20 protein-coding genes and 1 pseudogene are annotated in these 26840 nt (G+C 59.2%); 11 read left to right on the top strand and 10 right to left on the bottom strand.

Going from position 1 to position 26840, the window contains the following annotated elements; genetic code table 11:
• Window positions 1-7: 7 nt before the first annotated feature.
• Window positions 8-1435, bottom strand: coding sequence for an arginine-ornithine antiporter (arcD, locus tag BFC21_RS12060; RefSeq protein WP_029611554.1), 1428 nt, complete (start codon window positions 1433-1435; stop codon window positions 8-10).
• 454 nt (window positions 1436-1889) lie between these two features.
• Here arcD (BFC21_RS12060) and arcD (BFC21_RS12055) point away from each other — a divergent pair, with 454 nt between their 5' ends.
• The gene (gene arcD / locus BFC21_RS12055; protein WP_095004598.1) at window positions 1890-3317 is read left to right on the top strand and encodes an arginine-ornithine antiporter; all 1428 of its coding nucleotides are present in this window, start codon (window positions 1890-1892) and stop codon (window positions 3315-3317) included.
• A 627-nt stretch (window positions 3318-3944) separates the two neighbouring features.
• On the opposite strand, the gene BFC21_RS12040 is transcribed toward arcD (BFC21_RS12055), so the two are convergent.
• The 7 genes from BFC21_RS12040 to gap form a co-directional block, all read right to left on the bottom strand.
• A complete protein-coding gene (locus tag BFC21_RS12040; RefSeq protein WP_095004596.1) occupies window positions 3945-4358 on the bottom strand; it encodes a YbaN family protein in 414 nt (137 codons plus the stop codon).
• A 57-nt stretch (window positions 4359-4415) separates the two neighbouring features.
• Window positions 4416-5024: a biliverdin-producing heme oxygenase gene (locus BFC21_RS12035; RefSeq protein ID WP_088377975.1), complete on the bottom strand. Its 609-nt coding sequence runs from the start codon at window positions 5022-5024 to the stop codon at window positions 4416-4418.
• Window positions 5025-5136: 112 nt separating this feature from the next.
• The gene (locus tag BFC21_RS12030; protein WP_088377974.1) at window positions 5137-7734 is read right to left on the bottom strand and encodes a TonB-dependent receptor; all 2598 of its coding nucleotides are present in this window, start codon (window positions 7732-7734) and stop codon (window positions 5137-5139) included.
• A 120-nt stretch (window positions 7735-7854) separates the two neighbouring features.
• Window positions 7855-8823 (bottom strand): FecR domain-containing protein, encoded by a 969-nt coding sequence (locus tag BFC21_RS12025; RefSeq protein ID WP_088377973.1) that lies wholly within the window; start codon window positions 8821-8823, stop codon window positions 7855-7857.
• Between the two features lie 51 nt (window positions 8824-8874).
• Complete coding sequence (locus tag BFC21_RS12020; RefSeq protein WP_086798442.1) at window positions 8875-9393, bottom strand: RNA polymerase sigma factor; 519 nt, start codon at window positions 9391-9393, stop codon at window positions 8875-8877.
• Between the two features lie 235 nt (window positions 9394-9628).
• Window positions 9629-10093 carry a methylglyoxal synthase gene (locus tag BFC21_RS12015; protein WP_088377972.1) on the bottom strand — a complete coding sequence of 155 codons (465 nt, stop codon included), beginning with the start codon at window positions 10091-10093 and terminating at the stop codon, window positions 9629-9631.
• Window positions 10094-10097: 4 nt separating this feature from the next.
• Complete coding sequence (gene gap / locus BFC21_RS12010) at window positions 10098-11099, bottom strand: type I glyceraldehyde-3-phosphate dehydrogenase (RefSeq protein ID WP_088377971.1); 1002 nt, start codon at window positions 11097-11099, stop codon at window positions 10098-10100.
• Window positions 11100-11308: 209 nt separating this feature from the next.
• Here gap and edd point away from each other — a divergent pair, with 209 nt between their 5' ends.
• From edd to BFC21_RS11990, 4 genes are all read left to right on the top strand, one after another.
• On the top strand, window positions 11309-13135 hold the full coding sequence (edd, locus tag BFC21_RS12005; protein WP_088377970.1) for a phosphogluconate dehydratase: 1827 nt from the start codon (window positions 11309-11311) through the stop codon (window positions 13133-13135).
• Window positions 13132-14088: a glucokinase gene (locus tag BFC21_RS12000; protein ID WP_016782071.1), complete on the top strand. Its 957-nt coding sequence runs from the start codon at window positions 13132-13134 to the stop codon at window positions 14086-14088. The genes edd and BFC21_RS12000 overlap by 4 nt, the downstream gene beginning before the upstream one ends.
• 142 nt (window positions 14089-14230) lie before the next feature.
• Window positions 14231-14962 (top strand): response regulator, encoded by a 732-nt coding sequence (locus BFC21_RS11995; protein WP_088377969.1) that lies wholly within the window; start codon window positions 14231-14233, stop codon window positions 14960-14962.
• Window positions 14952-16412: an ATP-binding protein gene (locus tag BFC21_RS11990; RefSeq protein ID WP_088377968.1), complete on the top strand. Its 1461-nt coding sequence runs from the start codon at window positions 14952-14954 to the stop codon at window positions 16410-16412. Before BFC21_RS11995 ends, BFC21_RS11990 begins: the two co-directional genes overlap by 11 nt.
• On the opposite strand, the gene BFC21_RS11985 is transcribed toward BFC21_RS11990, so the two are convergent.
• Complete coding sequence (locus BFC21_RS11985; RefSeq protein WP_120266165.1) at window positions 16381-17028, bottom strand: AP2 domain-containing protein; 648 nt, start codon at window positions 17026-17028, stop codon at window positions 16381-16383. The genes BFC21_RS11990 and BFC21_RS11985 overlap by 32 nt on opposite strands.
• Before the next feature lie 352 nt (window positions 17029-17380).
• On the opposite strand from BFC21_RS11985, the gene BFC21_RS11980 reads away from it, so the two are divergent.
• The 6 genes and pseudogenes from BFC21_RS11980 to BFC21_RS11955 all read left to right on the top strand — a co-directional run bounded on the left by BFC21_RS11980 (window position 17381) and on the right by BFC21_RS11955 (window position 24058).
• The gene (locus BFC21_RS11980) at window positions 17381-18670 is read left to right on the top strand and encodes an ABC transporter substrate-binding protein (RefSeq protein WP_088379514.1); all 1290 of its coding nucleotides are present in this window, start codon (window positions 17381-17383) and stop codon (window positions 18668-18670) included.
• A 105-nt stretch (window positions 18671-18775) separates the two neighbouring features.
• Window positions 18776-19684, top strand: a complete 909-nt coding sequence (locus BFC21_RS11975; RefSeq protein WP_016782076.1) for a carbohydrate ABC transporter permease — start codon at window positions 18776-18778, stop codon at window positions 19682-19684.
• Window positions 19677-20513, top strand: coding sequence for a carbohydrate ABC transporter permease (locus BFC21_RS11970; protein ID WP_088377966.1), 837 nt, complete (start codon window positions 19677-19679; stop codon window positions 20511-20513). Before BFC21_RS11975 ends, BFC21_RS11970 begins: the two co-directional genes overlap by 8 nt.
• A 3-nt stretch (window positions 20514-20516) precedes the next feature.
• On the top strand, window positions 20517-21677 hold the full coding sequence (locus tag BFC21_RS11965; RefSeq protein ID WP_088377965.1) for an ABC transporter ATP-binding protein: 1161 nt from the start codon (window positions 20517-20519) through the stop codon (window positions 21675-21677).
• 83 nt (window positions 21678-21760) lie between these two features.
• Complete coding sequence (locus tag BFC21_RS11960; protein ID WP_095004591.1) at window positions 21761-23098, top strand: carbohydrate porin; 1338 nt, start codon at window positions 21761-21763, stop codon at window positions 23096-23098.
• A 97-nt stretch (window positions 23099-23195) separates the two neighbouring features.
• A pseudogene (locus BFC21_RS11955) lies at window positions 23196-24058 on the top strand (D-hexose-6-phosphate mutarotase).
• Window positions 24059-24127: 69 nt separating this feature from the next.
• Here BFC21_RS11955 and BFC21_RS11950 read toward each other — a convergent pair.
• Window positions 24128-26659 (bottom strand): RHS repeat-associated core domain-containing protein, encoded by a 2532-nt coding sequence (locus BFC21_RS11950; protein ID WP_162939321.1) that lies wholly within the window; start codon window positions 26657-26659, stop codon window positions 24128-24130.
• Window positions 26660-26840: the final 181 nt, after the last annotated feature.

Raw genomic sequence — 26840 nt, 5'->3', positions numbered from 1 at the left:
CAGGTTGTTACAGGGTCAGGAAACCGTCGTAGAGACCATAGGCAGCCACCAGGGCGCCGATCACGACTGCGGCAAAAATCACTTTCTCGATGTTGGTGAAAACAGGTTGGCCACTTTCACGCTTGGCCTTGGCGAACAGAATCGCGCCAGGTGCGTACAGCAGGGCCGAGAGCAGCAGGTACTTGAGGCCGCCGGCATAGATCAGCCAGATGGCGTAGATCAGCGCGATACCGCCGATGATCAGGTCTTTCTTGCGCTCTGCCAGGGCGTTCTCGTAAGTCTCGGCGCGTACCGCCAGCAGGAAGCCGTAGGCTGCAGACCAGAGGTAAGGCACCAGGATCATCGAGGTCGCCAGGTAGATCAGCGACAGATAAGTACTGGCCGAGAACAGGGTGATGATCAGGAACAGCTGCACCATCGCGTTGGTCAGCCACAGGGCGTTGACCGGCACATGGTTGGCGTTTTCCTTTTTCAGGAAGGCCGGCATGGTGTGGTCCTTGGCCGCCGAGAACATGATCTCTGCGCACAGCAGTACCCAGGACAGCAGGGCACCCAGCAGCGAGATGATCAAGCCGACGCTGATCAGTACCGCACCCCAGTGACCGACCACATGCTCAAGCACGGCCGCCATCGAAGGGTTTTGCAGTTTTGCCAGTTCAGGCTGAGTCATGATGCCCAGCGACAGCACGTTCACCAGTACCAGCAACAGCAGCACGGTGATAAAGCCGATCACGGTGGCCCTACCCACGTCCGAGCGTTTTTCGGCACGGGAAGAGAAGATGCTTGCGCCTTCGATACCGATGAACACCCATACGGTGACCAGCATCATGTTGCGCACCTGGTCCATCACGCTGCCCAGATCCGGGTTTTTCACGCCCCAGATGTCACTGGTGAAGATGTCCAGTTTGAACGCGAAGAGGGCAATCAGGATAAACAGCACCAGCGGCACGACCTTGGCAACGGTGGTTACCAGGTTGATGAACGCTGCTTCCTTGATCCCGCGCAATACCAGGAAATGCACGGCCCAGAGCAGGATCGAGGCGCCGATGATGGCCGCCGGGGTGTTGCCTTCGCCGAAGATCGGGAAGAAGTAACCCAGGGTGCTGAAGAGCAGTACGAAGTAGCCGACGTTACCCAGCCAGGCACTGATCCAGTACCCCCAGGCAGACGAGAAACCCATGTAATCGCCGAACCCGGCCTTGGCGTAGGCATACACGCCGCCGTCCAGGTCAGGTTTGCGATTGGCGAGGGTCTGGAACACAAAAGCGAGGGTCAACATACCGACGGCGGTAATTGCCCAACCGATCAGGATTGCACCGACATCAGCGCTGGCGGCCATGTTTTGTGGCAGCGAAAAAATACCGCCGCCAATCATTGAGCCGACTACCAGAGCAACCAACGCACCCAGTCGCAGTTTTCCAGGAGTATCAGACATTTGTAGTGACTCCAATCTAGGAGAAGTGAGGCTTCAAAGTTAAGTCCATTGATATTTAAGCCATTTGACATAGATCAGGGCATTACTACATTCCATTGTTGATAGAGCGGGGAAGGTCGCGATCACGCATTTTTATGACGCTTCCTGAAAGCCTTACTCCAGAGATGTTTTCAGGTATTAATACGTTCGTTACCCACGGTGTCGTGGGGATTGAAGCTAGCCAGTATTTCCAGATTTGCAAATGTCATCTTCAAGTTTCATGAACCCCTCCATGAAATTAAATCGTCACCTATATATGAACGGTTTTTTAGGTTTCAATAGGCGAAATGCTTATCAGGGAGCGCAGGCTTATTGCGTCGATCTATTAAACGTGTGGGGCGTGCATATATTTAGTCAGTGAACATCTGTAGCCTGATATTCATGAGTGTTAACTTGGCAGTTCGGCGAGGTGACGATGTCGCAACAGACGCAAAAGCTTAGGCTCAACGCCCTGATCGCGTTGGTTGTGGGTTCGATGATTGGCGGCGGTATTTTTTCGTTGCCACAAAATATCGCCGAGCATGCTGCCGGCGGTGCCGTGTTGATCGGTTGGGCGATCACGGCAGTGGGCATGCTGGCGCTGGCCTTTGTGTTCCAGACCCTGGCCAATCGCAAACCGGAACTCGACTCCGGGGTATATGCCTACGCCAAGGCAGGCTTTGGTGACTACATGGGCTTCTCGTCTGCCTGGGGTTACTGGATCAGCGCCTGGATGGGTAATGTCGGTTACTTCGTATTGCTGTTCAGCACCCTGGGCTATTTTTTTCCGGTGTTTGGCCAGGGCAACACGCCAATGGCCATTGGTTGCGCATCGTTGCTGCTGTGGGGCGTGCATTTCCTGGTGCTGCGCGGGATCAAGGAAGCGGCGTTTATCAACCAGTTGACCACCGTGGCCAAAATCGTCCCTATCGTGATGTTTATCGTGCTCACGGCGGTGGCCTTCAAGGCGGATATTTTCACCCGGGATTTCTGGGGCACACAAACGCCGAGCCTGGGCAGCGTGATGGACCAGGTGCGCAACATGATGCTGGTCACGGTCTTCGTGTTTATCGGCATTGAAGGGGCCAGCGTGTATTCCGGGCGCGCAGAAAAGCGCTCGGATGTGGGCAAGGCTACGGTTATCGGCTTTCTTGGCGTGCTGGCCTTGCTGGTGCTGGTGAACGTGCTGTCCCTGGGGATCATGAGCCAGCCTGAGCTGGCCAACCTGCAGAACCCGTCGATGGCCGGGGTGCTCAAGCATGTGGTGGGGGAGTGGGGCGCGATCCTGATCAGTATCGGCCTGGCGATTTCGCTGTTGGGGGCGCTGCTGTCGTGGGCGCTGCTGTGTGCCGAGATCCTCTATGCCACGGCCCGGGACAACACCATGCCGGCGTTCCTGAAAAAGGAAAACGCCAACCACGTACCGGTCAATGCCCTGTGGTTGACCAACTCGATGATCCAGATTTTTCTGGTGATTACCCTGGTGTCTGCGGGTACCTACACCAGCCTGATCTACCTGGCGTCGTCGATGATCCTGGTGCCGTACCTGTGGTCGGCGGCTTATGCGGTGTTGCTTTGCGTGCGGGGCGAGACCTACGAGCGGTCGGGCAGGCGGCGGGTCAAGGATCTGCTGGTGGGCGCTGTGGCACTGATCTATGCGATGTGGCTGCTGTATGCGGCGGGGCCTAAGTACTTGCTGCTCTCGGCGTTGCTGTATGCCCCGGGGGTTTTCTTCTTTGCCAAGGCCAAGCGCGAGCAGGGTCAAGTGCTGTTCAAGCCGTGGGAGAAGGTGATTTTCGCGATGGTGGTGATCACGGCAGTGGCGGCGGCATATGCGCTGTATAGCGGAGCGTTGGCGTTGTAAGCGGCGACTGTGTGGGAGGGGGCTTGCTCGCTAGGGTATTGCCGCAGTTTGCCTGACACACCGGGTTGTCAGCATCGCAGGCAAGCCAGCTCCCACAGGTTTGGCGGTGTTCACAACATCCGGGGCTTGCCGCTCACCTCTGTGGGAGCGGGCTTGCTCGCGATGGCATCGCCGCAGTTTGCCTGGCACACCGGGTTGTCAGCATCGCAGGCAAGCCAGCTGCCACAGGTTTGGCGGTGTTCACAACATCCGGGGCTTGCCGCACATCTCTGTGGGAGCGGGCTTGCTCGCGATGGCATCGCCGCAGTTTGCCTGACACACCGGGCTGTCAGCATCGCCGGCAAGCCAGCAGCTCCCACAGGTTTGGCGGTGTTCACAACATCCGGGGCTTGCCGCACATTTCTGTGGGAGCGGGCTTGCTCGCGATGGCATCGCCGCAGTTTGCCTGACACACCGGGCTGTCAGCATCGCAGGCAAGCCAGCTCCCACAGGTTTGGCGGTGTTCACAACATCTGGGGGCTGCCGCTCACCTCTGTGGGAGCGGGCTTGCTCGCGATGGCATCGCCGCAGTTTGCCTGGCACACCGGGTTGTCACCATCGCAGGCAAGCCAGCTCCCACCCAAAGCCTTATGAATGCTCCGTTGCACCAACTGGCAAGCGCTCTGGCCGCGACCAGATCCACAGGTTGCCCATGCTCATGCCGGCAATCGCCAGGAACACCGGCCAGTTGTGATCCAGCACATATAGCATCAACCCGGCACACAGCAGCATGCTCACGGTGGCGCTGATCTTGGCGTTGCGCTTGATGATCTTGCCGTTGCGCCAGTTGCTCAGGATCGGCCCGAACAGGCGGTGGTTCTCCAACCAGGCACTCAGGCGCGGGGAGCTTTTGGTCGCAGCCCAGGCGGCGAGCAGAATGAATTCGGTAGTGGGCAGGCCGGGAATCACGATGGCGATCAAGCCAATGCCCAGGCTCACATAAGCCAGCAAGCCGAACAGGATTCGGGCGATTTTCGACGAAGATCGGGTTTGGCGGGTCATAAGCTCAGGACGCATAAAAGGACACCCGACCAGCGTGCGCTGGCCGGGCCTGTCAGCTTAAGCCAGTTCTGGCTGAGCAGCGTAGGCGTGTTCCAGTAATACGGTAAAACGCTCAAAGGCCGCTACTGCACCTTTGTCGAGGTCGGCTTCTTCTTCGGCAGTCAGTTCCAGGCCGTCGAGGGTGCGGATAAAGCTTTTCCAGCCTTCGGCACGGCCACCAGCAGGCTCGCCCAGGTGACGGGCACCGAAGGTGTCGCTCAGGCCCAGGCCCACCGCACGCTTGATCAGGAACGCAGCACCCAGCTTGGAACCCTCGGATACGAAGATCCAGCCCAGGGCTTCGGCCTTGCTTGGCGCGTTGACTGCACCGGCAACCGGGGCAGGCACTTCGGTGTTGAGGTCAGCCAGGTCGGCCTTGGCTTGCTCGGCGCGGCAGCGCTCTGGCAGGTCAGGGACGATTTCTTTCAGGGCCGGGTCGGTGTACAGCGCCTTGAGTTCCGACTGGAACAGGTACTGGGCCACGACAAAACGGGCGAAGCTGGCCACGTCATCAAATGGCTTGTGTGCCTTGACCAAAGCGTCGAGCTTTTGATGCGGCTCGTTGGTGATCTGGTTCAGACGTTGGGAACGCAAGGCCGGACGTGATGCGGAATCAGCAGTGGTCATGAAAATATCCTTGAGAATGAGATGCGCTTTGTAACTAGACGATCAGGAAGACGCATCACAGTAAAAAATCCTCACTGCGCAGGGCAAAAGCCTGCGCAATGAGACGGGTCGATCAGATATCCCATACCAGGTTGATCGAGAAGTTGCGGCCCGGAGCCGTCAAGCGCTCCATATTGGCCGGGTTCAGCACGCCGGCTTCACCCACGCTGTCGTAGCCGCGCACGTCATCCCAGTTCCAGTATTTCTTGTCGGTCAGGTTGTACAGGCCGGCGTTGACGGTGACGTCCTTGGTGACTTTATAGAAGCCGGTCAGGTCGACGACGCCATAGCCCGGCGACTTGAACTGCTTGCTGGTGCCATCGGGGGCGAAGTAGCTGGTGTCGTCAACCTGATCCTTGCTCTTGACCAGGGTCCAGCTCACCAGTGCGCCGTAGTTCTGCTGCTCGTAGCCCAGGCCCATGACGGCGGTCAGCGGGTTGACGCTGTTGATCGGCTGGCCGGTGTCTTCGTTGCGGCCGTGGGCATAAGCCACCGAACCACGGGTGTAGAGGCCCTGCGGCGCGCCGAAAGCGTCCAGGTTCAGGCGGCCCTTGACCTCGGCACCCTTGATGGTGGCGTGCTTGATGTTGTTGGCCTGGAACTTGAGATCGTCGTAGCCGGGGGTGATGGCGTCTTCGTTGATGAAGTCGCGGTATTTGTTATAGAACACCGCCACGTCGAAGGAGCCAGCGTCAAAGTTGCCGCGCAGGCCGGTCTCGTAGCTTTTGCTTTTTTCCGGTTCCAGGTCCGGGTTCGGCTCTACCGAGTAGCCCGCCTGCAGGTTGTCAAAGCGGCCATACAGCGCCTTGGCGGTCGGGGTGCGGAAACCCTCGGCGTACTGGCCGTACCAGGTGTAGTTGTCGTTGAACGCGTAAGTGATGCCCAGTTTTGGCGACAGGCGATGCCAGGTTTTGTCGTCATCGCTGACGGTGCCTTTCTGGTCACTGTTGACGGTGTTGAGGAATTCCTGGGTGATATGCGGCGTCAGCTTGGTGTAGTCGTAGCGCAGGCCCGGCATAAAGGTCCAGTTGTTCCAGCTGATCTGGTCCTGGGCGAACAGGCTGTAGGTGTTGATGGTCGGGTCCGGGAAGTCGCTGGACTTGACCAGATAATCTTTCGGGCTGTCGGCGCCCACGGCGGTGCAACCACTGCCCACTGCCAGGCAGGTGCCCGAGCCGCTGCGCGAACCGGTGACTTTCTGGTGCTTGATAGTGGCACCGTAGGTCAGCAGGTGATCGGTGTCAGCAATATGGAAAGCCTTGTCTGCCTGGGCATCCAGGACCCACGTTTTTTCTTCGTAGGTGGTGTTGCGCGAACGCATCACATGACGGCTGAAGGGGAAGTAGTCTTCCAGGGTGTTCTGGTCAGTCTTGGCGATCTGGTAGTTCAGGCTCCACTTGAAGTGGTCAGCCACGGCGGTGTCCAGCGCCATGCTGTTTTCCAGGCCGAAACGCTCGCGGCTGATGGTGTCCTTGCCGTTGCGCGACAGGTACATGCCCAGCGGCTGGCCGTTGTTGAACGGGCCGCCGACCGCGCTTTTTTCATTGATGTCGAGGCGGTCCTTGTACTTCTCATAAGTGAAGCCAAGACGGTCGTCATCGTTGTAGTTCCAGCCCAGCTTGGCCAGTACGTTGGTGGTTTTCGTGTCTTCCGGGTTGGCCGCGGTACGGGACAGGCCGGTGCCGCCGTGATCGCCGTAGGACTCGGTTTCATGGCCATCGCGCTGGCTCAGGTGCAGCAGGCCGTCGAAGTCGCCGGAGCGGCCGGCCACGGTGCCGGATTTCAGCCAGCTGCGATCGGCCGAGCTGTAGCCGGCCTTGAGGCGGGCGCCGACGTCCTGGCCCGGCTTGATGATGTCATTGGGGTCGAGGGTGAAGTAGCTGACGGCGCCGCCGATGGCATTGCTGCCGTACAGCACGGACGCCGGGCCACGCAGGATTTCGACGCGCTTGATGATTTCCGGGTCGACGTAGTTGCGCTGGGTCTTGGCGTACGGGCCGTTGAAGAACGAGTTGGGGATCTCGACGCCGTCGACCTGGGTCAGGATCCGGTCGCCGTCGATGCCGCGGATGTTGTAGTTGCTGATGCCGCCACGCTGGCCGGCGCCGCCTACCGAGACACCCGGCTCATAGCGCACCAGGTCCTTGATGGTGTTGACGTTATCGCGGTCCATATCCTGGCGGTCATGGACGGTGATGGTGCTGGGCACCGAGTTCACGTCCTGCTCCTGGCGGGTGGCGCTGATGGTCACTTGTTGCAGGGCCAGGGTGCCGGTGAAGCTGCTGCGCTTTTCCAGCACGATATTGTTGCTGGCCAGTTTGCGGTAGCCCAGGTTGGTGCCGATCAACAGGCGGTCCAGGGCTTTTTCCGGGGTAAGCGAGCCGCGTACACCGGGCGAGGACACATTCTGCGCCAGCTCTGCCGGCAGGCCGACCTGCCAGCCGGTGACAGCGCTGAAGTCATTCAGGGCAGAGGCCAGTGGCTGCTGGGAGATCGCAAACTTGTAATTGCCCACGGAGCGCGTCGCTGGCTGCTCATCGGTCGCCGCCAGGACTGGAGCCGCCTGTACACCGGCCAGAAGCATGGCGGCGGTCAACAACGACAACGTGCACTGCTGCAAACCGCCCTTGCGGGCGTTGGATGAGGTCCGGCTGTTGAAACGAGTGGGCATTGATAGCGCTCCGTGGTGAACGAATCTTTTATAGTTGCGATGCTGACTCAAAATGCGAATCAGTTGCATTGACTACAACGAGACGTATGACCTTAGGCTATCGAGTAAAAAAACCTACTTTTAATTAAGAATTACCAAAGCCGGGAATTCTGAAAGGCTACTTGAGGTGATGTGGGCCAGTGAACGGACGATATCCAGCGGCTGATCCAGCCGGTAGTTGCCGGTGACTGCCACGTTGGCGAGCTTGTCGTTGTTGTTGACGATCCAGCCGGGGTAGTAGCGGCGCACTTCGTCCAGCACCTTGCCCATCGGGCAGTTTTCAAACACCAGCCGCCCCTGTACCCAGGCCAGGTCAGTCTGGGGGTTGAGCCGGGCGGTCTTGCTGAAGCCGTTGGGGCCGATGCGTACGCTGTTACCGGCCGAGAGGCGCATTTGCGCACCGGCGCTGTTGACCCGTAAATCGACATCGCCGCGTTGCACCCGCACCTGTGCCTCGCCGTTGAGGTAGCTCACGGCAAAGGCGGTGTCGCGCACGCTGACGCGCACGGGGCCGGCATCGAGCACCAGCGGGAACTCCAGATCGGCGGGGATCTCGAAGTACGCTTCGCCCTGATACAGGCGCGCGCTGCTCTGGGCATTGACCACCTTGCTGGAAAACGCCGAGTTGGTGTTAAGCAACACTTTGGAGCCGTCTTCAAGTTGCAGGCGCTGGCGCTCGCCCACCACGGTCAGGTGATCGGCTTGCAGGCGTAACGGGACATTGCTGTAGCTGCCGACGCTGATAATCACCACTGCGGCGGTGGCCAGGTGCTTCCAGTGCCGCCCGATGCGCCGTAGCAGGCTGGGCGTGCGGCGGGTTTGCAGGCTTTGCGCGGCGGCCAGCAGCGGTTCGCCATTCCAGATCGCGTTGGCCTTGGCAAAGGCCTGGGCATGGGCAGGGTCGGCATTGAGCCAGGTTTCGAAGGCGCACTTTTGTTCGTCGCTCGCACACTCAAGGGTAATCAGCCAGTCCAGAGCCTGATCCATGGCGCTGTCCTGCAGCACGTCGTGCGCCAGTTCTGGCACGGCAGATTTGTGAGTGTCCGTCACGGATGTTCCTTGGCAGTTTCAGAGCGTTCTAACAGGCATCGCCGGTCAAGGTTAAGGGCGATTGAGTCTGTCGGCTACCCCGATGCAGATTGCCATGATCAGTTTGAGTTCCTTTTGAACCGTGCTCAAGGAAACGTCAAGCTCTTCGGCAATCTCTTGATAACTGCAGCCGTGCAGGCGGCTGAGGATGAAAATCCGTTGTTGACGGGCGCTTAACTGGCTCAGGCTCACACTCAGGCGCTCCAGCAATTGCGCGGCTTGATGGGCTTCTTCGGGAGTGCTGAGGGGGGAAGCAACGCCTTCGATAACCTCGGTGGGCACATCTTCGACCACGGTGCGCGACTGGATGCGCCGGGCGCGCAGGTGATCCAGCGCCAGATTGCGTGCGGTCTGGAACACAAAGGGCTCAAGGTGCTCGACGGTGCGTTCGCTCAAGGCCCGGGTTACGCGCAGGTAAGTCTCCTGCAGCAGGTCTTCGGCGGTGCTGTGGTTGTTGACCATCCGCTCCAGCGTGCGCAGCAGGGATACCCGTTGGGTAAGGAAGACTTGATTGAAGTGGGACTGGCTCACAGTGCTACCCGACCGATTTTGAGCGAATGATAATGCTTATCATCTGTGCTATTGGTCAAGTACTGTTTTGCAAAGGTGTGATTATCTTGTAGCAGCTGCCGAAGGCTGCGTTCGGTTGCGAAGCGACCGTAAATCCTGAATGCACGGTATGTCTGAGCCACCGTACAACATGATTCTACGACTGCTTCGCAGCCGGACGCAGCCTTCGGCAGCTGCTACACAATAGATGCCTGACTTACGCACGGCCCTTGAGGTACGCGCTGTAGTCCGGGATGCGGTGTTCGTGGGGCTGGCTCATCAGCGGGCTGCTGAGCAGGTAGTCGGCGCTGCATTCATTGCACGCCACGGGGATGTTCCACACTGCCGCAACCCGCAGCAGTGCCTTGATGTCCGGGTCGTGGGGCTGTGGCTCAAACGGATCCCAGAAGAACACCAGCATGTCGACCCGCTGCTCGGCGATCCGCGCGCCCACTTGCTGATCACCGCCCAGGGGGCCGCTGATCATGCTTTCGATCGGCAACCCCAGGCGCTGGCTCAGCAGCAGCCCGGTGGTGCCGGTGGCGCACAGGTCATGCTGGCTGAGCTGCGCTTTGTGGCGCTCGGCCCAGTCCAGCAAAAAGCCCTTGCAGTGATCATGGGCCACCAGGGCGATGCGCTTGCGCGCCGCCAGGGTGGCCGTGGTGAAGCTGATACCGATCATCGCGTCACTCCGCGTTGTGCAGCGCCAGGCAGTTGTCGAGCATGCGGTTGGAGAAGCCCCACTCGTTGTCGTACCAGGCCAGCACTTTGAGCAGCTTGCCGCTGACTTTGGTGTGATTGGCGTCGAAGATCGACGACAGCGGGTTGTGGTTGAAGTCGCTCGACACCAGCGGCAGGGTGTTGTAACCCAGTACCTTGGAATGCTGGCTGGCTTCCTTGAACAGCGCGTTGACTTCAGCTGCGGTGGTTTCGCGCTTGAGTTCAATGGTCAGGTCGACCAGCGACACGTTGATCACCGGTACCCGCACGGCCATGCCGGTGAGCTTGCCGGCCAGTTCGGGCAATACCAGGCCCACGGCTTCGGCGGCGCCGGTTTTGCTCGGGATCATGTTCTGGGTGGCCGAACGTGCGCGGTACGGGTCCGAGTGGTAGACGTCGGTCAGGTTCTGGTCATTGGTGTAGGCGTGGATGGTGGTCATCAGGCCGTTTTCAATGCCGAACTCGCGGTGCAGGATCTGCGCCACCGGTGCCAGGCAGTTGGTGGTGCAGGAAGCATTGGAAATAATGTGATGGGATTGGCGCAGAATGTCGTGGTTGACACCGTAGACCACCGTCGCATCGGCATTTTTGCCGGGAGCGGAGATAATCACCTTGCGCGCGCCAGCAGTAATATGTGCTTGAGCCTTGCTGCGTTCAGTGAACAAACCTGTGCATTCAAACACCACATCGATGTTCAGTGCCGCCCACGGCAGTTCGGCCGGATTGCGAATGGCGGTCACGCTGATGCGGTCGCCATTGACGGTCAGGCTTTCCTGATCGTGTTCGACATTGGCGTCGAACGTGCCGTGAACCGTGTCGTACTTGAGCAGATGGGCATTGATCGTACTGTCACCCAGATCGTTGATGGCGACGATCTGCAGGTCCTGACGGTAGCCTTGGGTATACAGTGCGCGCAGGACGTTACGGCCGATACGGCCAAAACCATTGATTGCGATTCGTAGAGTCATGGAAAGCGCCTGCCATCGATTTGTTGTTGGAATTACAAGATTATTCGCATAAAAATAGAAAACAAGCCATTTAAGTGGCAATATTTTGTTTTATCTACAACGAGTGACCTGAATCAACGGGTCCGAATGATTGAAGTCGCTCCCCGGAGCCCTTCGGTCAGCATAGGACACGCACAGGTCGCCACATCCGTTAGCCTGGAGTTCAACACATGCATCCCCGCGTTCTTGAAGTCACCGAGCGTCTTATTGCCCGCAGTCGTGCCACCCGCGAGGCGTATCTGGCGCTTATTCGTGGCGCTGCCGGCGACGGCCCGCAACGCGGCAAGCTGCAATGCGCGAACTTCGCCCACGGCGTGGCAGGGTGTGGCACTGAAGATAAAAACAGCCTGCGGATGATGAACGCGGCCAACGTGGCAATTGTTTCGTCATATAACGACATGCTTTCGGCACATCAGCCGTACGAGCACTTCCCTGAGCAAATCAAAAAAGCCCTGCGTGAAATTGGCTCCGTGGGCCAGTTTGCAGGTGGCACGCCAGCCATGTGTGACGGCGTGACCCAGGGCGAGCCGGGCATGGAACTGAGCCTGCTGAGCCGCGAAGTGATTGCCTTGTCCACGGCCGTGGCGCTTTCCCACAACATGTTCGATGCAGCGCTGATGCTGGGTATTTGCGACAAGATCGTGCCGGGCCTGTTGATGGGCGCACTGCGTTTTGGTCACTTGCCGACCATCTTTGTGCCGGGCGGGCCGATGCCGTCGGGTATTTCCAACAAGGAAAAAGCCGACGTGCGTCAGCGCTACGCCGAAGGCAAGGCCAGCCGCGAAGAGCTGCTGGAGTCGGAGATGAAGTCCTACCACAGCCCCGGCACCTGTACGTTCTATGGCACCGCCAACACCAACCAGTTGCTGATGGAAGTCATGGGCCTGCACTTGCCGGGCGCCTCTTTCGTCAATCCGTACACGCCATTGCGTGATGCACTGACGCGTGAAGCCGCCCATCAGGTTACCCGTCTGACCAAGCAAAATGGCGATTTCATGCCGCTGGGCGAGATCGTGGACGAGCGTTCGCTGGTCAACTCCATCGTGGCCCTACACGCCACTGGCGGCTCGACCAACCACACCCTGCACATGCCGGCGATTGCCATGTCGGCGGGTATCCAGCTGACCTGGCAGGACATGGCTGACCTGTCCGAAGTGGTGCCGACCCTGTCCCACGTGTACCCGAACGGCAAGGCCGATATCAACCACTTCCAGGCCGCCGGCGGCATGGCGTTCCTGATTCGCGAACTGCTGGAAGCCGGGCTGCTTCACGAAAACGTCAACACGGTGGCGGGCTATGGCCTGAGCCGTTACACCCGCGAACCGTTCCTGGTGGATGGCGAACTGGTCTGGCGCGAAGGCCCGATTGAAAGCCTCGACGAGTCGATCCTGCGTCCGGTAGCGCGTGCATTTTCTGCCGAGGGTGGCCTGCGGGTGATGGAAGGCAACCTGGGCCGTGGCGTGATGAAGGTTTCGGCGGTCGCGCCGGAGCATCAGATCGTCGAAGCCCCGGCGCGGGTGTTCCAGGACCAGCAGCAACTGGCCGATGCGTTCAAGGCCGGCGAGCTGGAGCACGACTTTGTGGCCGTGATGCGTTTTCAGGGGCCACGTTCCAACGGCATGCCTGAGCTGCACAAGATGACGCCGTTTCTGGGTGTATTGCAGGACCGCGGCTTCAAAGTGGCACTGATTACCGACGGGCGGATGTCAGGCGCGTCGGGCAAGATCCCGGCAGCCATTCATGTCAGCCCCGAGGCTTCGATTGGCGGCGCGCTGGCGCGGGTTCAGGACGGCGACATGATTCGCGTGGACGGGGTAAAAGGTACGTTGCAACTGCTGGTGGATGAGGCAGAATTTGCCGCACGCACCCCGGCTGTCGGCACGCTGGATAATGCCGTCGGCACCGGGCGTGAGTTGTTTGCGTTTATGCGTCAGGCCTTCAGTTCGGCCGAGCAGGGCGCGAGCACCTTTACCTCGTCCCTGGAAAACCTTAAATGAAGCTCGCTCTGGTCGGTGATATTGGCGGTACCAACGCACGTTTTGCGCTGTGGGAAAACGACCAGTTGCATTCGGTCAGCGTGTTGCCCACGGCAGACTTCGCCTGCCCGGAAGATGCCATCAAGCTGTACCTGGACACGCTGCAACTGGCCCCGGGCTCTGTAGGCTCGGTGTGCCTGTCGGTGGCCGGCCCGGTGAGTGGCGATGAATTCCGCTTTACCAACAACCATTGGCGCTTGAGCCGCTCGGGCTTTTGTCAGGCGTTGCACATCGACAATCTGCTGCTGATCAACGACTTCAGCGCGATGGCCCTGGGCATGACCCGCCTGCAACCCGAAGACGTGCGCCAGGTTTGCCCGGGCATTGTCGACCCGACGCGTCCGGCGGTCGTGATCGGGCCGGGCACCGGGCTGGGGGTGGGCACCTTGCTCAACCTCGGCGAGGGCCAGTTCATGGCCTTGCCGGGGGAGGGCGGGCACGTTGACCTGCCCATGAGCAACCCGCGTGAAGTGCAGTTGTGGCAGCACATCTACAATGAAATCGGTCATGTCAGTGCCGAGAGCATTTTGAGCGGCAGTGGCTTGCCGCGGGTCTATCGGGCGATTTGTGCAGTGGATGGCCATACGCCGGTACTGGACAGTGACCGTGCCATTACCGCTGCTGCTTTGGCGGGTGATCCTGTAGCGCTGCAGGTTCTGGAGCATTTCAGTTGCTGGCTGGGGCGTGTGGCGGGCAACAATGTGCTGACCATTGGCGGGCGTGGCGGGGTGTATATCGTCGGTGGTGTGATTCCGCGCTTTGCCGATATCTTCCTGGCCAGTGGTTTTGCCCGCAGTTTTGCCGACAAGGGCTGCATGAGTGACTACCTCAAGGGTATTCCGGTGTGGCTGGTGACGGCACCGTACCCGGGCCTGATCGGCGCGGGAGTGGCGTTGCAGCAGGCGTTTGGCTGATAGCAGCGATTTGACTGTGGGAGCGGGCTTGCCCGCGATCAAGACGCTGCGGTCTGTCAGGTAAACCTCTGCGGTTCCATCGCGAGCAAGCCCGCTCCCACAGAGTTGGGATTGCCGTATAAAAACAATAAGGAACACCACTGTGAGCACACCCGGCAAATCCATTTTGCTGGTCGATGATGACCAGGAAATTCGAGAACTTCTTGATATCTATCTCACCCGCGCCGGTTTTCAGGTGCGCACTGTGGGCGATGGTGGCGGTTTTCGCGAAGCACTGGACAGCGCGGCGAGCGATCTGCTGATCCTCGATGTCATGTTGCCTGATGAAGACGGTTTCAGCCTGTGCCGCTGGGTGCGCCAGCATCCGCGCTTTGCCCAGGTCCCGATCATCATGCTGACCGCCAGTTCCGACGAAGCCGACCGCATCATCGGCCTGGAACTGGGCGCCGACGATTACCTGGGCAAGCCCTTCAGCCCCCGTGAATTGCTGGCGCGGATCAAGGCGTTATTGCGCAGGGCGCACTTTGCCGCTCCGGCCTCGGGCAACGAAGTGCTGGCATTTGAGGAGTGGCGGCTCAATACCGTCACCCACCGGCTGTTCCACACCGATGGCGAAGAGGTGATCCTGTCGGGGGCCGATTTCGCCCTGCTCAAGCTGTTCCTGGACAACCCCCAGCAGATTCTCGACCGCGATACCATCGGCAATGCCACCCGTGGGCGTGAGCTGATGCCCCTCGATCGCATCGTCGACATGGCGGTCAGCCGCTTGCGCCAGCGTCTGCGCGACACCGACAAGCCTCCTCGGCTGATCCGCACCATCCGCGGCAGCGGTTATCAGCTGGCGGCCCAGGTCTCGACCGCCAATGAGCTTTAAACCTCTGCGCCAATGGCATATGCCACGCTCACTGCTGGGGCGCATGTTGTTGCTCACCTTGCTGGCCATTTTGCTGGCGCAAACCCTGTCGAGTGCCATCTGGCTGTCGCAGTTGCGCACCACCCAGCTCGAAGGCCTGGTCAACAGTGCGCGCAGCATGGCGCACTCGATGAACGCCACCGTGACCTACCTGCGTTCCTTGCCGCTGGCCTATCGCCCGCTGGTGCTGGACCAGCTGCGCAGCATGGGCGGTACGCGGTTTGTTGTCAGCCTCAATGACAAGCCGCTGGATATGCAGGTGTTGCCGATCACCCAGCGCAAGCAGGCGGTGCTGGATGCGGTGGATCAGGTGTTGCGCGAGGCCGTGGGGCCCAATGTCGATATGTCGGTAAGATTTGTCAGCCCCCAGGACCTGCGGATTTTCAATGCTGGCCTCAAGCTCGACGAGCTGCCCCGTTCCTGGGCGCACTTTGCCTTGACCCTGGAGCCGGTCAACCCGCCGGTACTGGTGACGCAAATCCAGATGGTGCCCGGAGAGTGGTTGTATATCGCCTCCCTGCTGCCCCAGCCCTATACCAGCCTTGAAGAAGAAGGGCTGCCCGCGCTGCAGGTGTGGTTTATTGTGCTCAGCAGTGTTTTTTTACTGCTGTTCATCGGCCTGCTGGTGCACTGGCAAAGCCGCCCGCTCAAACGTCTGGCCCGGGCTGCCCGGGATATGTCGCTGGGTGAGGACGAGGTCAAGCCGGTCGAGGTGGGCGGGGGCAGCGAAGTGGTTGAAGTGGGGCGTGCCCTTAACACCATGCGTGCCCGCATCAGCCGTTACCTGACGGAGCGCAGCCAGTTGTTCAGCGCCATTTCCCATGACCTGCGCACGCCCATCACCCGCCTGCGGCTGCGCGTCGAGTTGCTGGAAGACGAGCAACTGCAACACAAGTTCGGCCGTGATCTGGACGAGCTGGAAATGCTGGTCAAGGGGGCGCTGCAATGCGTAAAAGACACCGATATTCACGAAAATATCGAGCCCGTGGACTTGAATCACCTGCTCGATTGTTTGATCGAACCCTATTTGCGACCCCAGGGTAATGGTCGCGTGACGCTACAGGGGCGAGCCTTGCGCCCTTATCCCGGCAAACCCCTGGCGCTGCGGCGCTGCATGGGCAACCTGATCGACAACGCGCTCAAGTACGGCAAAAACGCCCACTTGCGGATCGATGACAATGAACAGGCGTTTGTGCTCACCGTTGACGATGAGGGGCCGGGGGTGCCCGAGCAACGTCTGGAGCAGGTCTTTGAACCGCACTTTCGCCTGGCCGGACAACAACAGGGTTACGGCCTGGGGCTGGGGATTGCCCGCAGCATTGCCCATAGCCACGGCGGCGAAGTCAGTTTGCAAAACCTGCGCGCCGGCGGGTTGCGGGTTACTTTGCACTTGCCGCGAAATGGCGATTGATCGACAGGCTCGCCTGCTCGGGGCTGATGGGCAGCAGGGGCTCCCGATTGCTACTTGAGCACTTCTCAATCGCCGGTTTGGCCGGGCGGGGCGTATTCATGGCGGCATTGATACGGTTTTCGCGCACGCGCCTGCTGGTCTGGCTGAAGTGCTTTTGCAGCTTTTCCATCGCCACGTCATAGGGGTCGTTGCACAGGCTCAGTTGTCGCTCGCGCTCTTGCAGCGCCAACTGTTTGACCTGCTCCTCGCCATAGCGGTCCACACGAAAGCTTTTGCTCAGGTTATAGCCGTGAATCCGGGTGGTCGCGCGCCAGTAGTCAATATGGTTGGACTGCACCCGGTACACCCCCGGGTGGCCGCTGGTGTTGTGGGGCATCAGGCGCTGGCGGCTTTCGTAGGTGAACACCTGGGGCATTTTCAGCACCAGTTCGTTACGCAGGGTTTCGGCCGCTTCCAGGGCTGCGGCCTCGCCGCCGTAATCGGCGAAGTTGAACAGGTGAATATGCACTTTGCCTGAGCGCTGGATATCGAGTTTCCAGGCGTAGGGGCAACCGTCGTGGTGTTTGAGCAGGCAAATAAAGCAGTGGTTGCGGGGCGCAGCCTGATGTTTTGGCATGAGTCACATCTCCTGATGGGGACCTGCATCCGTTCTTGAATTGTGGCGACGTGTTGCAGACTCGCTGAAGTTATTTTCAGGTTCAACGTGGGGAAACGACTTCGGGATGCGTCCTACATGCAACGCAGAAATTGCTTTGCCAGGTTGTAGGCACCGCTTCAGGGGTTTTGAGAATGCACATCTGGACTCAGTCGAAGTATTTTTTGGAACCAGGGGCTCGCCGAGCTGCTATGTCACCAGCTTGTGACATTTGCCCGTCTGTTCGTTACGCGCGGGTCGCCCCTGATGGATAAACTCTTTGGCAGCGCAAGCAAAAGACTTGCACAGCTATAACAACAAGAAAGGTCTCGACATGAATTCATTCAATCGCCTCGCCGTTGTCATTTCGCTTGCCACACTGTTCCCCCTGGGTGCTTATGCTGCCGCCCCTGCCGACTCCAAAGGCACGGTTGAAGTGGTGCATTGGTGGACATCCGGTGGTGAAGCCAAAGCGGTTGATGTACTGAAAAAACTGATCGAAAAAGACGGTTACACCTGGCAGGACAGCGCTGTAGCCGGCGGTGGCGGTGCCGCGGCCATGACCGTGCTCAAGACCCGCGCCGTATCGGGCAACCCGCCGTCAGCGGCACAGATCAAGGGCCCTGACTTGCAAGAGTGGGGCGCACTGGGGTTGTTGACCAACCTCGATGAGGTGTCCAAGGCCAATAACTGGGACGCGATGCTGTCCAAGACCGTCTCCGACACCATGAAATACAACGGCCACTATGTGGCGGTGCCGGTGAACATCCACCGGGTGAACTGGTTGTGGATCAACCCCGAAGTCTTCAAGAAAGCCGGCATTGCCAAGGCCCCCACCACCCTCGAAGAACTCTATGCGGCGGGCGACAAGCTCAAGGCTGCCGGCTTTATCCCCCTGGCCCACGGTGGCCAGCCCTGGCAGGACAGCACGGTCTTTGAAGACCTGGTGCTGAGTGTCATGGGCCCTGAAGGCTACAAAAAAGCGTTCGTCGACCTTGATGAAAAAACCCTCACTGGCCCGCAAATGGCTGAAGTGTTCAGTCACCTGAAAAAACTCCAGGGCTACATGGACCCGGACGGCACTGGCCAGGACTGGAACCTGGAAGCCGCCAAGGTGATCAACGGCAAGGCCGGCATGCAGATCATGGGCGACTGGGCGAAAAGCGAATGGGCGGCGGCGGGTAAAAAGGCCGGTACTGATTTCGAGTGCGTGCCGTTCCCGGGCACCCAAGGCAGCTTCACCTACAACATCGACTCGCTGGCAATGTTCAAGCTCTCGGCGAAAAACAACACGCCGGGCAATATCGCCGCGCAAAACGACGTGGCCAAGGTCGCGCTGGAGCCTGAATTCCAGTACGTGTTCAACCAGAACAAGGGCTCGATCCCGGTACGCAGTGACCTGGACATGAGCAAGTTCGACAGCTGTGCCCAGGCCTCCGCCAAAGACTTCGCCGAAGCCGGCAAAACCCACGGCCAGCTGCCGAGCATGGCGCACAACATGGCCACCTCGCTGGCAGTGCAGGGCGCGATTTTCGACACGGTGAGCAACTTTATGAGCGACAAGAATGCCGACCCGGCCACGGCCGGGAAAAAGCTCTACTCGGCCATCAAGTCGGCACAGTAATTCGTTGAGTTGACCCGCCACGCCTTGCGCGTGGCTCCCCCCTTGTCCCTGGTTGTGCGGCATCTGCGTTGGCAGGTGCCGGCATACCCTGCCGGGAGTATTTCGATGAGTTCCGTGGCTGTGTTCAGCAAGGCCTCGCCCTTTGATGCGCTGCAGCGCTGGTTGCCCAAGCTGGTTTTGGCGCCGAGCATGCTGATCGTATTGGTCGGCTTTTATGGCTACATTTTTTGGACGTTCCTGCTCTCGTTCACCAACTCCAGCTTTATGCCCAGCTACCAGTGGGTGGGCCTGCAGCAATATGCACGATTGATGGCTAACGACCGCTGGTGGGTCGCTAGCAAGAACCTGGCGGTGTTTGGCGGCATGTTTATCGTCATCAGCCTGGTGATCGGCGTATTCCTGGCGATACTGCTCGACCAGCGGATCCGCAAGGAAGGCTTTATCCGCACCATTTACCTGTACCCGATGGCGCTGTCGATGATCGTCACCGGTACGGCCTGGAAATGGCTGCTCAACCCCGGCCTGGGCCTGGACAAGATGCTCCGTGACTGGGGCTGGGAAGGTTTTCGCTTTGACTGGCTGCTGGACCAGGACCGGGTGGTGTACTGCCTGGTGATCGCGGCGGTATGGCAGGCCTCGGGGTTTGTGATGGCGATGTTCCTGGCCGGGTTGCGCGGGGTCGATCAGTCGATCATTCGTGCCGCCCAGGTCGACGGTGCAAGCTTGCCGACCATCTACCTGCGCATTGTATTGCCGAGCCTGCGCCCGGTGTTTTTCAGCGCCTTCATGATCCTCGCGCACATTGCCATCAAGAGCTTCGACCTGGTGTCGGCGATGACCGCCGGTGGCCCGGGTTACTCCTCGGACTTGCCCGCGATGTTCATGTATTCGTTCACATTCAGCCGTGGGCAAATGGGTGTGGGTTCTGCCAGTGCGATCATGATGCTGGGGGCGATCCTGGCCATTCTCGTGCCGTATCTGTACTCCGAGCTGAGGAACAAGCGCCATGATTAATGCACAGCGTTTTACCTTCAGCCGTGTGGCGATCTACGCCACCCTGATCCTGGCGGCGGCGGTGTACCTGGTGCCGCTGGTGGTGATGCTGCTTACCAGTTTCAAAAGCCCCGAAGACATCCGTACCGGCAACCTGTTGAGCTGGCCGCAGGTGATCGACGGCATCGGCTGGATCAAGGCCTGGGACACGGTGGGCGGGTATTTCTGGAACTCGGTGAAAATCACCGTACCGGCCGTGCTGATCTCGACCTTTATCGGCGCCATGAACGGGTATGTCTTGTCGATGTGGCGTTTTCGCGGCTCGCAGCTGTTTTTCGGCCTGCTGCTATTCGGTTGCTTCCTGCCGTTCCAAACCGTGCTGCTGCCGGCCTCGTTCACCATCGGCAAACTGGGCCTGGCCAATACCACCACCGGCCTGGTGCTGGTGCATGTGGTGTACGGCCTGGCCTTTACCACGCTGTTTTTCCGCAACTACTACGTCAGCATCCCGGATGCCTTGGTCAAGGCTGCGCGGTTGGACGGTGCGGGCTTTTTCACGATCTTCGGGCGCATCCTGCTGCCCATGTCGGTGCCCATCGTCATGGTCTGCCTGATCTGGCAGTTCACTCAAATCTGGAACGACTTTCTGTTTGGTGTGGTGTTTGCCAGTGGTGATGCGCAGCCGATTACGGTGGCGCTCAATAACCTGGTCAATACCAGCACCGGCGCCAAGGAATACAACGTTGATATGGCCGCGGCCATGATCGCGGGGCTGCCGACGCTGCTGGTCTACATCTTTGCGGGCAAGTATTTTCTGCGCGGGCTGACGTCCGGCGCGGTCAAGGGGTAAAGCATGGCGACTCTCGAATTACGCAACGTAAATAAATCCTACGGCAAGGGTTTGCCGGACACGCTGAAAAACATCGAGCTTAAAATTGATGACGGCGAGTTCCTGATTCTGGTCGGGCCTTCGGGCTGCGGCAAATCGACCCTGATGAACTGCATCGCCGGGCTTGAGACCATCAGTGGCGGGGCGATCCTGGTGGACGATGCCGATATCAGCGGCATGAGCCCCAAGGACCGTGATATCGCCATGGTGTTTCAGTCCTATGCGCTGTACCCGACCATGAGCGTGCGCGACAACATCGCCTTTGGCCTGAAGATCCGCAAGATGAGCGCTGCAGCCATTGATGAAGAGGTGGCGCGGGTGTCCAAGCTGCTGCAAATCGAACACCTGCTGGGCCGTAAACCCGGCCAGTTGTCCGGCGGCCAGCAGCAGCGGGTGGCGATGGGCCGGGCGCTGGCGCGGCGGCCGAAGATTTACCTGTTTGACGAACCGCTGTCCAACCTCGACGCCAAGCTGCGGGTCGAGATGCGTACCGAAATGAAACTGATGCACCAGCGCCTCAAAACCACCACCGTCTATGTGACCCACGACCAGATCGAGGCCATGACCCTGGGTGACAAGGTGGCGGTGATGAAGGACGGCATCATCCAGCAGTTCGGTACCCCCAGGCAGATCTACAACGACCCGGCCAACCTGTTTGTGGCCAGTTTTATTGGCTCGCCGCCGATGAACTTTATCCCCCTGCGCTTGCAACGCCGCGAAGGCCGTCTGCTGGCCCTGCTCGACAGCGGCCAGGCGCGCTGCGAACTGCCCCTGGGCATGCAGGACGCCGGCCTCGAAGACCGCGACGTGATCGTGGGCATCCGCGCCGAGCAGATTGTGCTGGCCCCAGCCGAGGCCAATGGCCTGCCGGTGATTCGCGCCGAAGTGCAGGTTGTAGAGCCAACCGGCCCGGACACTCTGGTTTTTGTCACCCTCAATGGCATCAAGGTGTGCTGCCGCCTGGCCCCCGACGATGCACCTGCGGTCGGCCAGAGCCTCAATTTGCAGTTCGATCCTGCCAAAGTGCTACTGTTTGATGCGAATACGGGTGAGCGTCTGGGGGCGATGAGCTCGCCCCAGGCTCAAGGCCGGGCTGATAACGTGGCGCAATTCAAGGGTCGTTAAGTCAACAGGGAGCCTGTTACCGGGCCTCCTTGAGTGGTGCCGCGTTAAACAAAGCCAATAAGAAAACAACGAGGATTTAAGGGATGACTAACAGAATGACCCGTACCCGTCTGGCTTGCCAGCTGTCGGCCATTGTGGCGCTGAGCCTGGGTGCAAGCAGTGTCTACGCTGACGAAGCCTTCAGTGCCGATTCGAAATGGATGACCGGCGACTGGGGCGGTGAGCGCACCAAACTGATCGAGCAGGGTATCGACATCAAGGCCGATTACGTCGGTGAAGTGGGCGCCAACCTGCATGGCGGCTACAACGACGACAAGACCGCGCGCTACAGCGACCAGTTTGGCCTGGGCGTAGCCCTGGACCTGCAAAAGCTGTGGGGCTGGGACAACACCCAGGCCAAGATCCAGCTGACCAACCGTAATGGTCAGAACATCTCCAATGACCGTGTCGGTGATCCGCGTGCCGGCACCCTGAGCTCCTCGCAGGAAGTCTATGGTCGTGGCCATATGGTGCGCCTGACCCAATTGTGGATTCAGCACCAGTTCCTCGATGGCAAGCTGGACGTCAAGGCCGGTTATTTCGGCGAAGGCGAAGACTTCAACACCTTCCCGTGCGAATTCCAGAACCTGGCGTTCTGTGGCTCGCAAGTGGGTAACTGGGCCACCAACCTCTGGTACAACTGGCCGGTCAGCCAGGCGGCACTGCGGGTCAAGTACAACATCACGCCGCAGCTGTACGCACAAATCGGTGCCTACAACCAGAACCCGTCGCAACTGGAGCACGGCAACGGCTTCAAGCTCAGCGGCAGTGGCACCAAGGGTACCGTATTGCCGGTTGAGCTGGTGTGGTCGCCCAAGGTCAACGACCTGCCGGGCGAATACCGCGTTGGTTACTACAAGAGCACTGCACCTGCCGATGACGTGAAGGTCAATATCACCAATGATGGTGAGGACTACCGCGTACGCGACAGCAAGCACGGTTACTGGTTTGTCGTGCAACAGCAGCTCACCAGCCACAACGGTGATGCCGCGCGCGGTCTGCATATCGCGGCCAACGCCACCTTCCACGACAAGGCCACCAATATCGTCGACAACTACCAGTCGCTGATGTTCGTGTACAAGGGCCCGTTCGATGCCCGGCCCAAGGATGACATCGGCATTGGTGCCGCCCGTATCCACGTTAACGACGACGTGAAGAAAAGCGCCGAGCTGATTAACGCTTCCATTGGCGCCACCGACTACAGTGACCCGCTGTACACGCCGCTGCGCAACACCGAGTACAACTACGAACTCAACTACGGCTTCCATGTGACCAACTGGCTGACGGTGCGTCCAAACCTGCAGTACATCACTCACCCGGGTGGTGTGGACCAGGTAGACAACGCATTGGTGGCCGGACTGAAAATTCAGTCGACGTTCTAAATGCGCTAAGCTCCTTGTTTTCCCAGCGGATAGCCTTGGCTATCCGCTTTTTTTCGGGGCTGCACACCTCGGCGCATGAATTTCAGGACTGCGGCACATGCATGAGCATCCGCTTCACCGTTTTTTCAAATCCAGGCGTGAGCAGCCGATCTTCCAGTGGGAGCGCTTTCAGCAGCGCGACGTGCTGGTGATCGACCATCCACATTGCCAGGCGGTGTTCAGCCGTCAGGGCGCGCAGTTGCTGCACTTCAAGCCAACCGGGCAGAAACCCTGGCTGTGGTGCGCTGCCAAGTGGCCGCAGGTGGGTGCGATCCGCGGTGGAGTACCGATCTTCTGGCCCTGGTATGGTCGCCACCCCAGTGAGAACGCATGGCCATCCCACGGCTGGGCGCGCTTGATCGACTGGAAACTGCTCGACAGCAGCAGCGACGAAGAAGGTGTGAGCCTGCACTGGCGCTTGCAGTTGTGCGATTGGCAGGTGGATTTGCATGCACGCCTGGGCGAAGAAATGGAGTTGCGCCTGAGCACCGAACACCAGGACGACGAACCCTGCCAGGTGAGCCAGGCGCTGCGCGCGTATTGGCGTATTGGTGATGTTGCCGAGGTAGCGCTGTCTGGCCTGGACGGGGTACACGGCTACGACCAGTTGAACCGTGAGGTTTGCCAGCAAAAGGGTGAGTTGCGGGTGGCGGGGGGTGTCAGCGGGTATTCCAGCATGAGGGGGAAATGCAGCTCAATGATCATGCCTGGCAACGGGCCTTGAGCATCGACACGGGTGATCAGGGCAGTACAGTGGTCTGGCATCCTGGCAAGCGGCCGTTGCTGGGCGTGAGCTGGAACGAAGTGATGGGTTTTGTGTGCGTGGAGTCCACCAGCGGCGGTACCCATAACCAGGCCCTTGCCCCGGGCGAGCAGGCGCATTTGAGCTTGCAGGCGCGGGCGGGGTTGGTGGGGGCTTGAGGCGGGCAGGTCGATACCTGGGCAAGAAAATCCGGGGTTGAGTGTTGCTCAACTCAACCCCGAGTTAGATCAAATCATGACATGGCCGGGTGCGGACATTGCATTTAAAAGTGCAATCATCTGATCTTCATCAAACGCTCCTGCGCCCGTGGTGGTGGTGGGCTTGAAATATTTATCAAATATGATGTTGCCTTCATCATATTTGTTGCTGGTCAGCATCAGTTTTTCCAGTGCGGTATTAAAGCCTGTATCCAGCCGCTTGAGTTCGCGGGAAAAATGTAGTGAACCTGCGGTTTCTGAGATCATTTTGAAATGGTCATCAGGGTTGGCGGTCTGTTCATTTCTGCGGTAAATAATGTGTTGCATGGCTTTAAATTTTTTAAAACTTTCCTTGTTCATTTCTTTCAGTATCGGGTTTTTTTTATAAGTTGCGAAGGTGCTGGAATGAATGCCTTTCTCGCCTCCCCACCGATTGAATTGAGTGGGGCCGGCGGTCATTAAAGTATTTTCCTTGTGCTGGAGGGTTGAGGGCAGGGGCGCGATAGGCACGTTGTCAACGTCATTGAAAACACCCCCCAGTTTGTAAGTCAGCTCGGTTTTTATGATGTCTGATCCGGATGCAAGGTGGGAACGCTCTCCGTTTCTTGAGGCTTCAAATTGTTGGTAACGCTCCTTCTTTTGAAATTGTTTAAACCACTTCTCGTCTTTGATATTGCTGACTTTTACACCGCTGCCCAGACTGCTTTGCAGGGCTGCTAGATGAGCCTCTTGATCAGGGTTGGGCAGCACATGCAATTCAACTTTGTAGGTGCTGTTCGTCTGTGAAATTTTTCTCAAGTTGGAGTGGTGCTGTTCCAGGTTTTTGAGATCGCCTTGCCAGAAGTGGTGAATCACATTTGGGACGGCCTTGTCCTTGACCAAGCCTTTCAAGTCTCTGTAGGTGATCGGGTTGTTATTGAGCATCGCGTAGATATTCAGCCCATCGATCTCTCCCGCCGGGTCAGTGCTGATCCACCGTTGCAACCAAGGCGCGTAATACCGCATTCCGTAGTAATACAACCCGGTCGCATCCCGCTCCTTGCCTGAGTAACGCGCAGTCTTGTACTGGGCATGCACCATGCTGCGGGCCGCCCACCACGAAGTGCCGCCAAACGGGTAGAAGCTCTCCTGACTGATCAGTTCGCCTGTTTCATTCAGCTCAAGGGTACTGCTGCCCAGGTGATCGTTCAGGCTGTAACGCCACTGATCCTGATGGATGCCTGCCCAATGCAGCACCCGGATATGGTTTCGACCTGCTTGAGCGGTCACGACATGCAGTTCCTCATCACTGTATTGCGTACGAATTTCCAGCCCGGGCAAATACAGCACCTGGCTGATCTGCTCGCCACCGCCCGTCTTGGCCCGCCGTACTTTGCGCACGCGCTGGCCTTCACTGTCGTAGATGTAGGTTTCAACATCGTCATCCTGGCCGTCAGGTGCCTCGCGTACCACCTGCGTTACCTGATGCAGTTGATTGCGGGTATCCCATAGCATCCACTGCCCGGGAGCCAATTGCTGCTGGTTGCCATTGGCATCGAAGCCGCCCGCGAAGTCCACGGCACCATCGCCCATCAACAGGCTGCGGTTGCTGTAATGGGCTACTGCCATGTGGCGCAGAACCGTATTGCCAGTACCTGCGTCATGTTTGAGCGTTGTCAGGTTATTACCACTGTCATAGCTGTAGGTCTGGCTGTAGTTGCGCCAGCGGCTGTCGTCCCGGGAGGCAAAGAGCTCCAGCCCCGGTAATCCAGGCCCTATGCGTTGGCTGGCGTTTTCCCTCCCCGTGGCTTCGATCAACTGGTACAGGGTGTCGTAGCGGTATGTGTTGACGGCTTCAATCCGTTGCTGGGCAAACCATTGCACGGGTTGGGCCTGGTCCTGGATGCGCTCGATATTGCCTGCCGGGTCGTACTGGTAGTGCAGGTCTTGCAGGAGATGGCCGGTCCCGGTAGTGGCCTTGAGGCTTAGCAGTTGACCGTTTACAGGTGAATAGCGGGCGATGGTCAGCACGTTGTTGCCGGCCTGTTCGCGGTACACCTGATCGAAGGCGTTGTACTCGCAGCTTTTAAGTACCGCCACGCCATCAAGTTGCGAGGCGCTGCAGCGCCCTGCGATATCGACGTCAAACGTGCGTACATGGCCAGCAGCGTCCGTTTGCCCGATCACCACGCCCAGTGCGTTGTAGCGCCAGCGGGTGGTGTAACGCTCGGTTTGAAGCGGGGCATCCGGCCAGTCGGGAGCGGTCAGCGCTGTGCAAAAGCGCCGGGTTTCAATCAGCGGCTGGCCTGACACAGCAAAGGATTCATGCCACAGGCTGCCTGCGGGGTCGTCGTGACGCAGCACGCGGCCACATCGGTTACGCCGGGCATCTTCAGGGCCGGTTGCAGCGTAGACAAAATGCTCGTCACACCGTTCATCGGTTTGCCCTTTGGCTATTTCAAACAGGGCCACAGGGCGCAATTGCTCGTCGAAATCGCAGCGAGAACTTGTGCCGCGGCCATCCCATCGAAACGCGGTCTGTTTGGCCGCATTGTAGAGGGTGAGGCGCCAGCCTGCGTCCACCGACTCGTTACGCAGTGCCTGCCCCGACAGGCTGAAACAGGTTGTTTGATTGGCCATCACCTGTGTGTCGGTTTCGGCCAGCGCGGACAGTCGCGGATCCCATTGCTCGACCCTGTGCCCGCGTGCGTCGTAACGTTGCAGGGTGGCCCGGGTCGAGGTAGGGCCATCAGCCGCCACGCGA

This window comes from Pseudomonas sp. TMW 2.1634, from assembly GCF_001703595.1.
Classification (GTDB): Bacteria; Pseudomonadota; Gammaproteobacteria; order Pseudomonadales; family Pseudomonadaceae; genus Aquipseudomonas; species Aquipseudomonas fragi.
The sequence above is the reverse complement of the archived record's forward strand: the minus strand, read 5'-3'. Positions and strand labels throughout refer to the sequence as shown.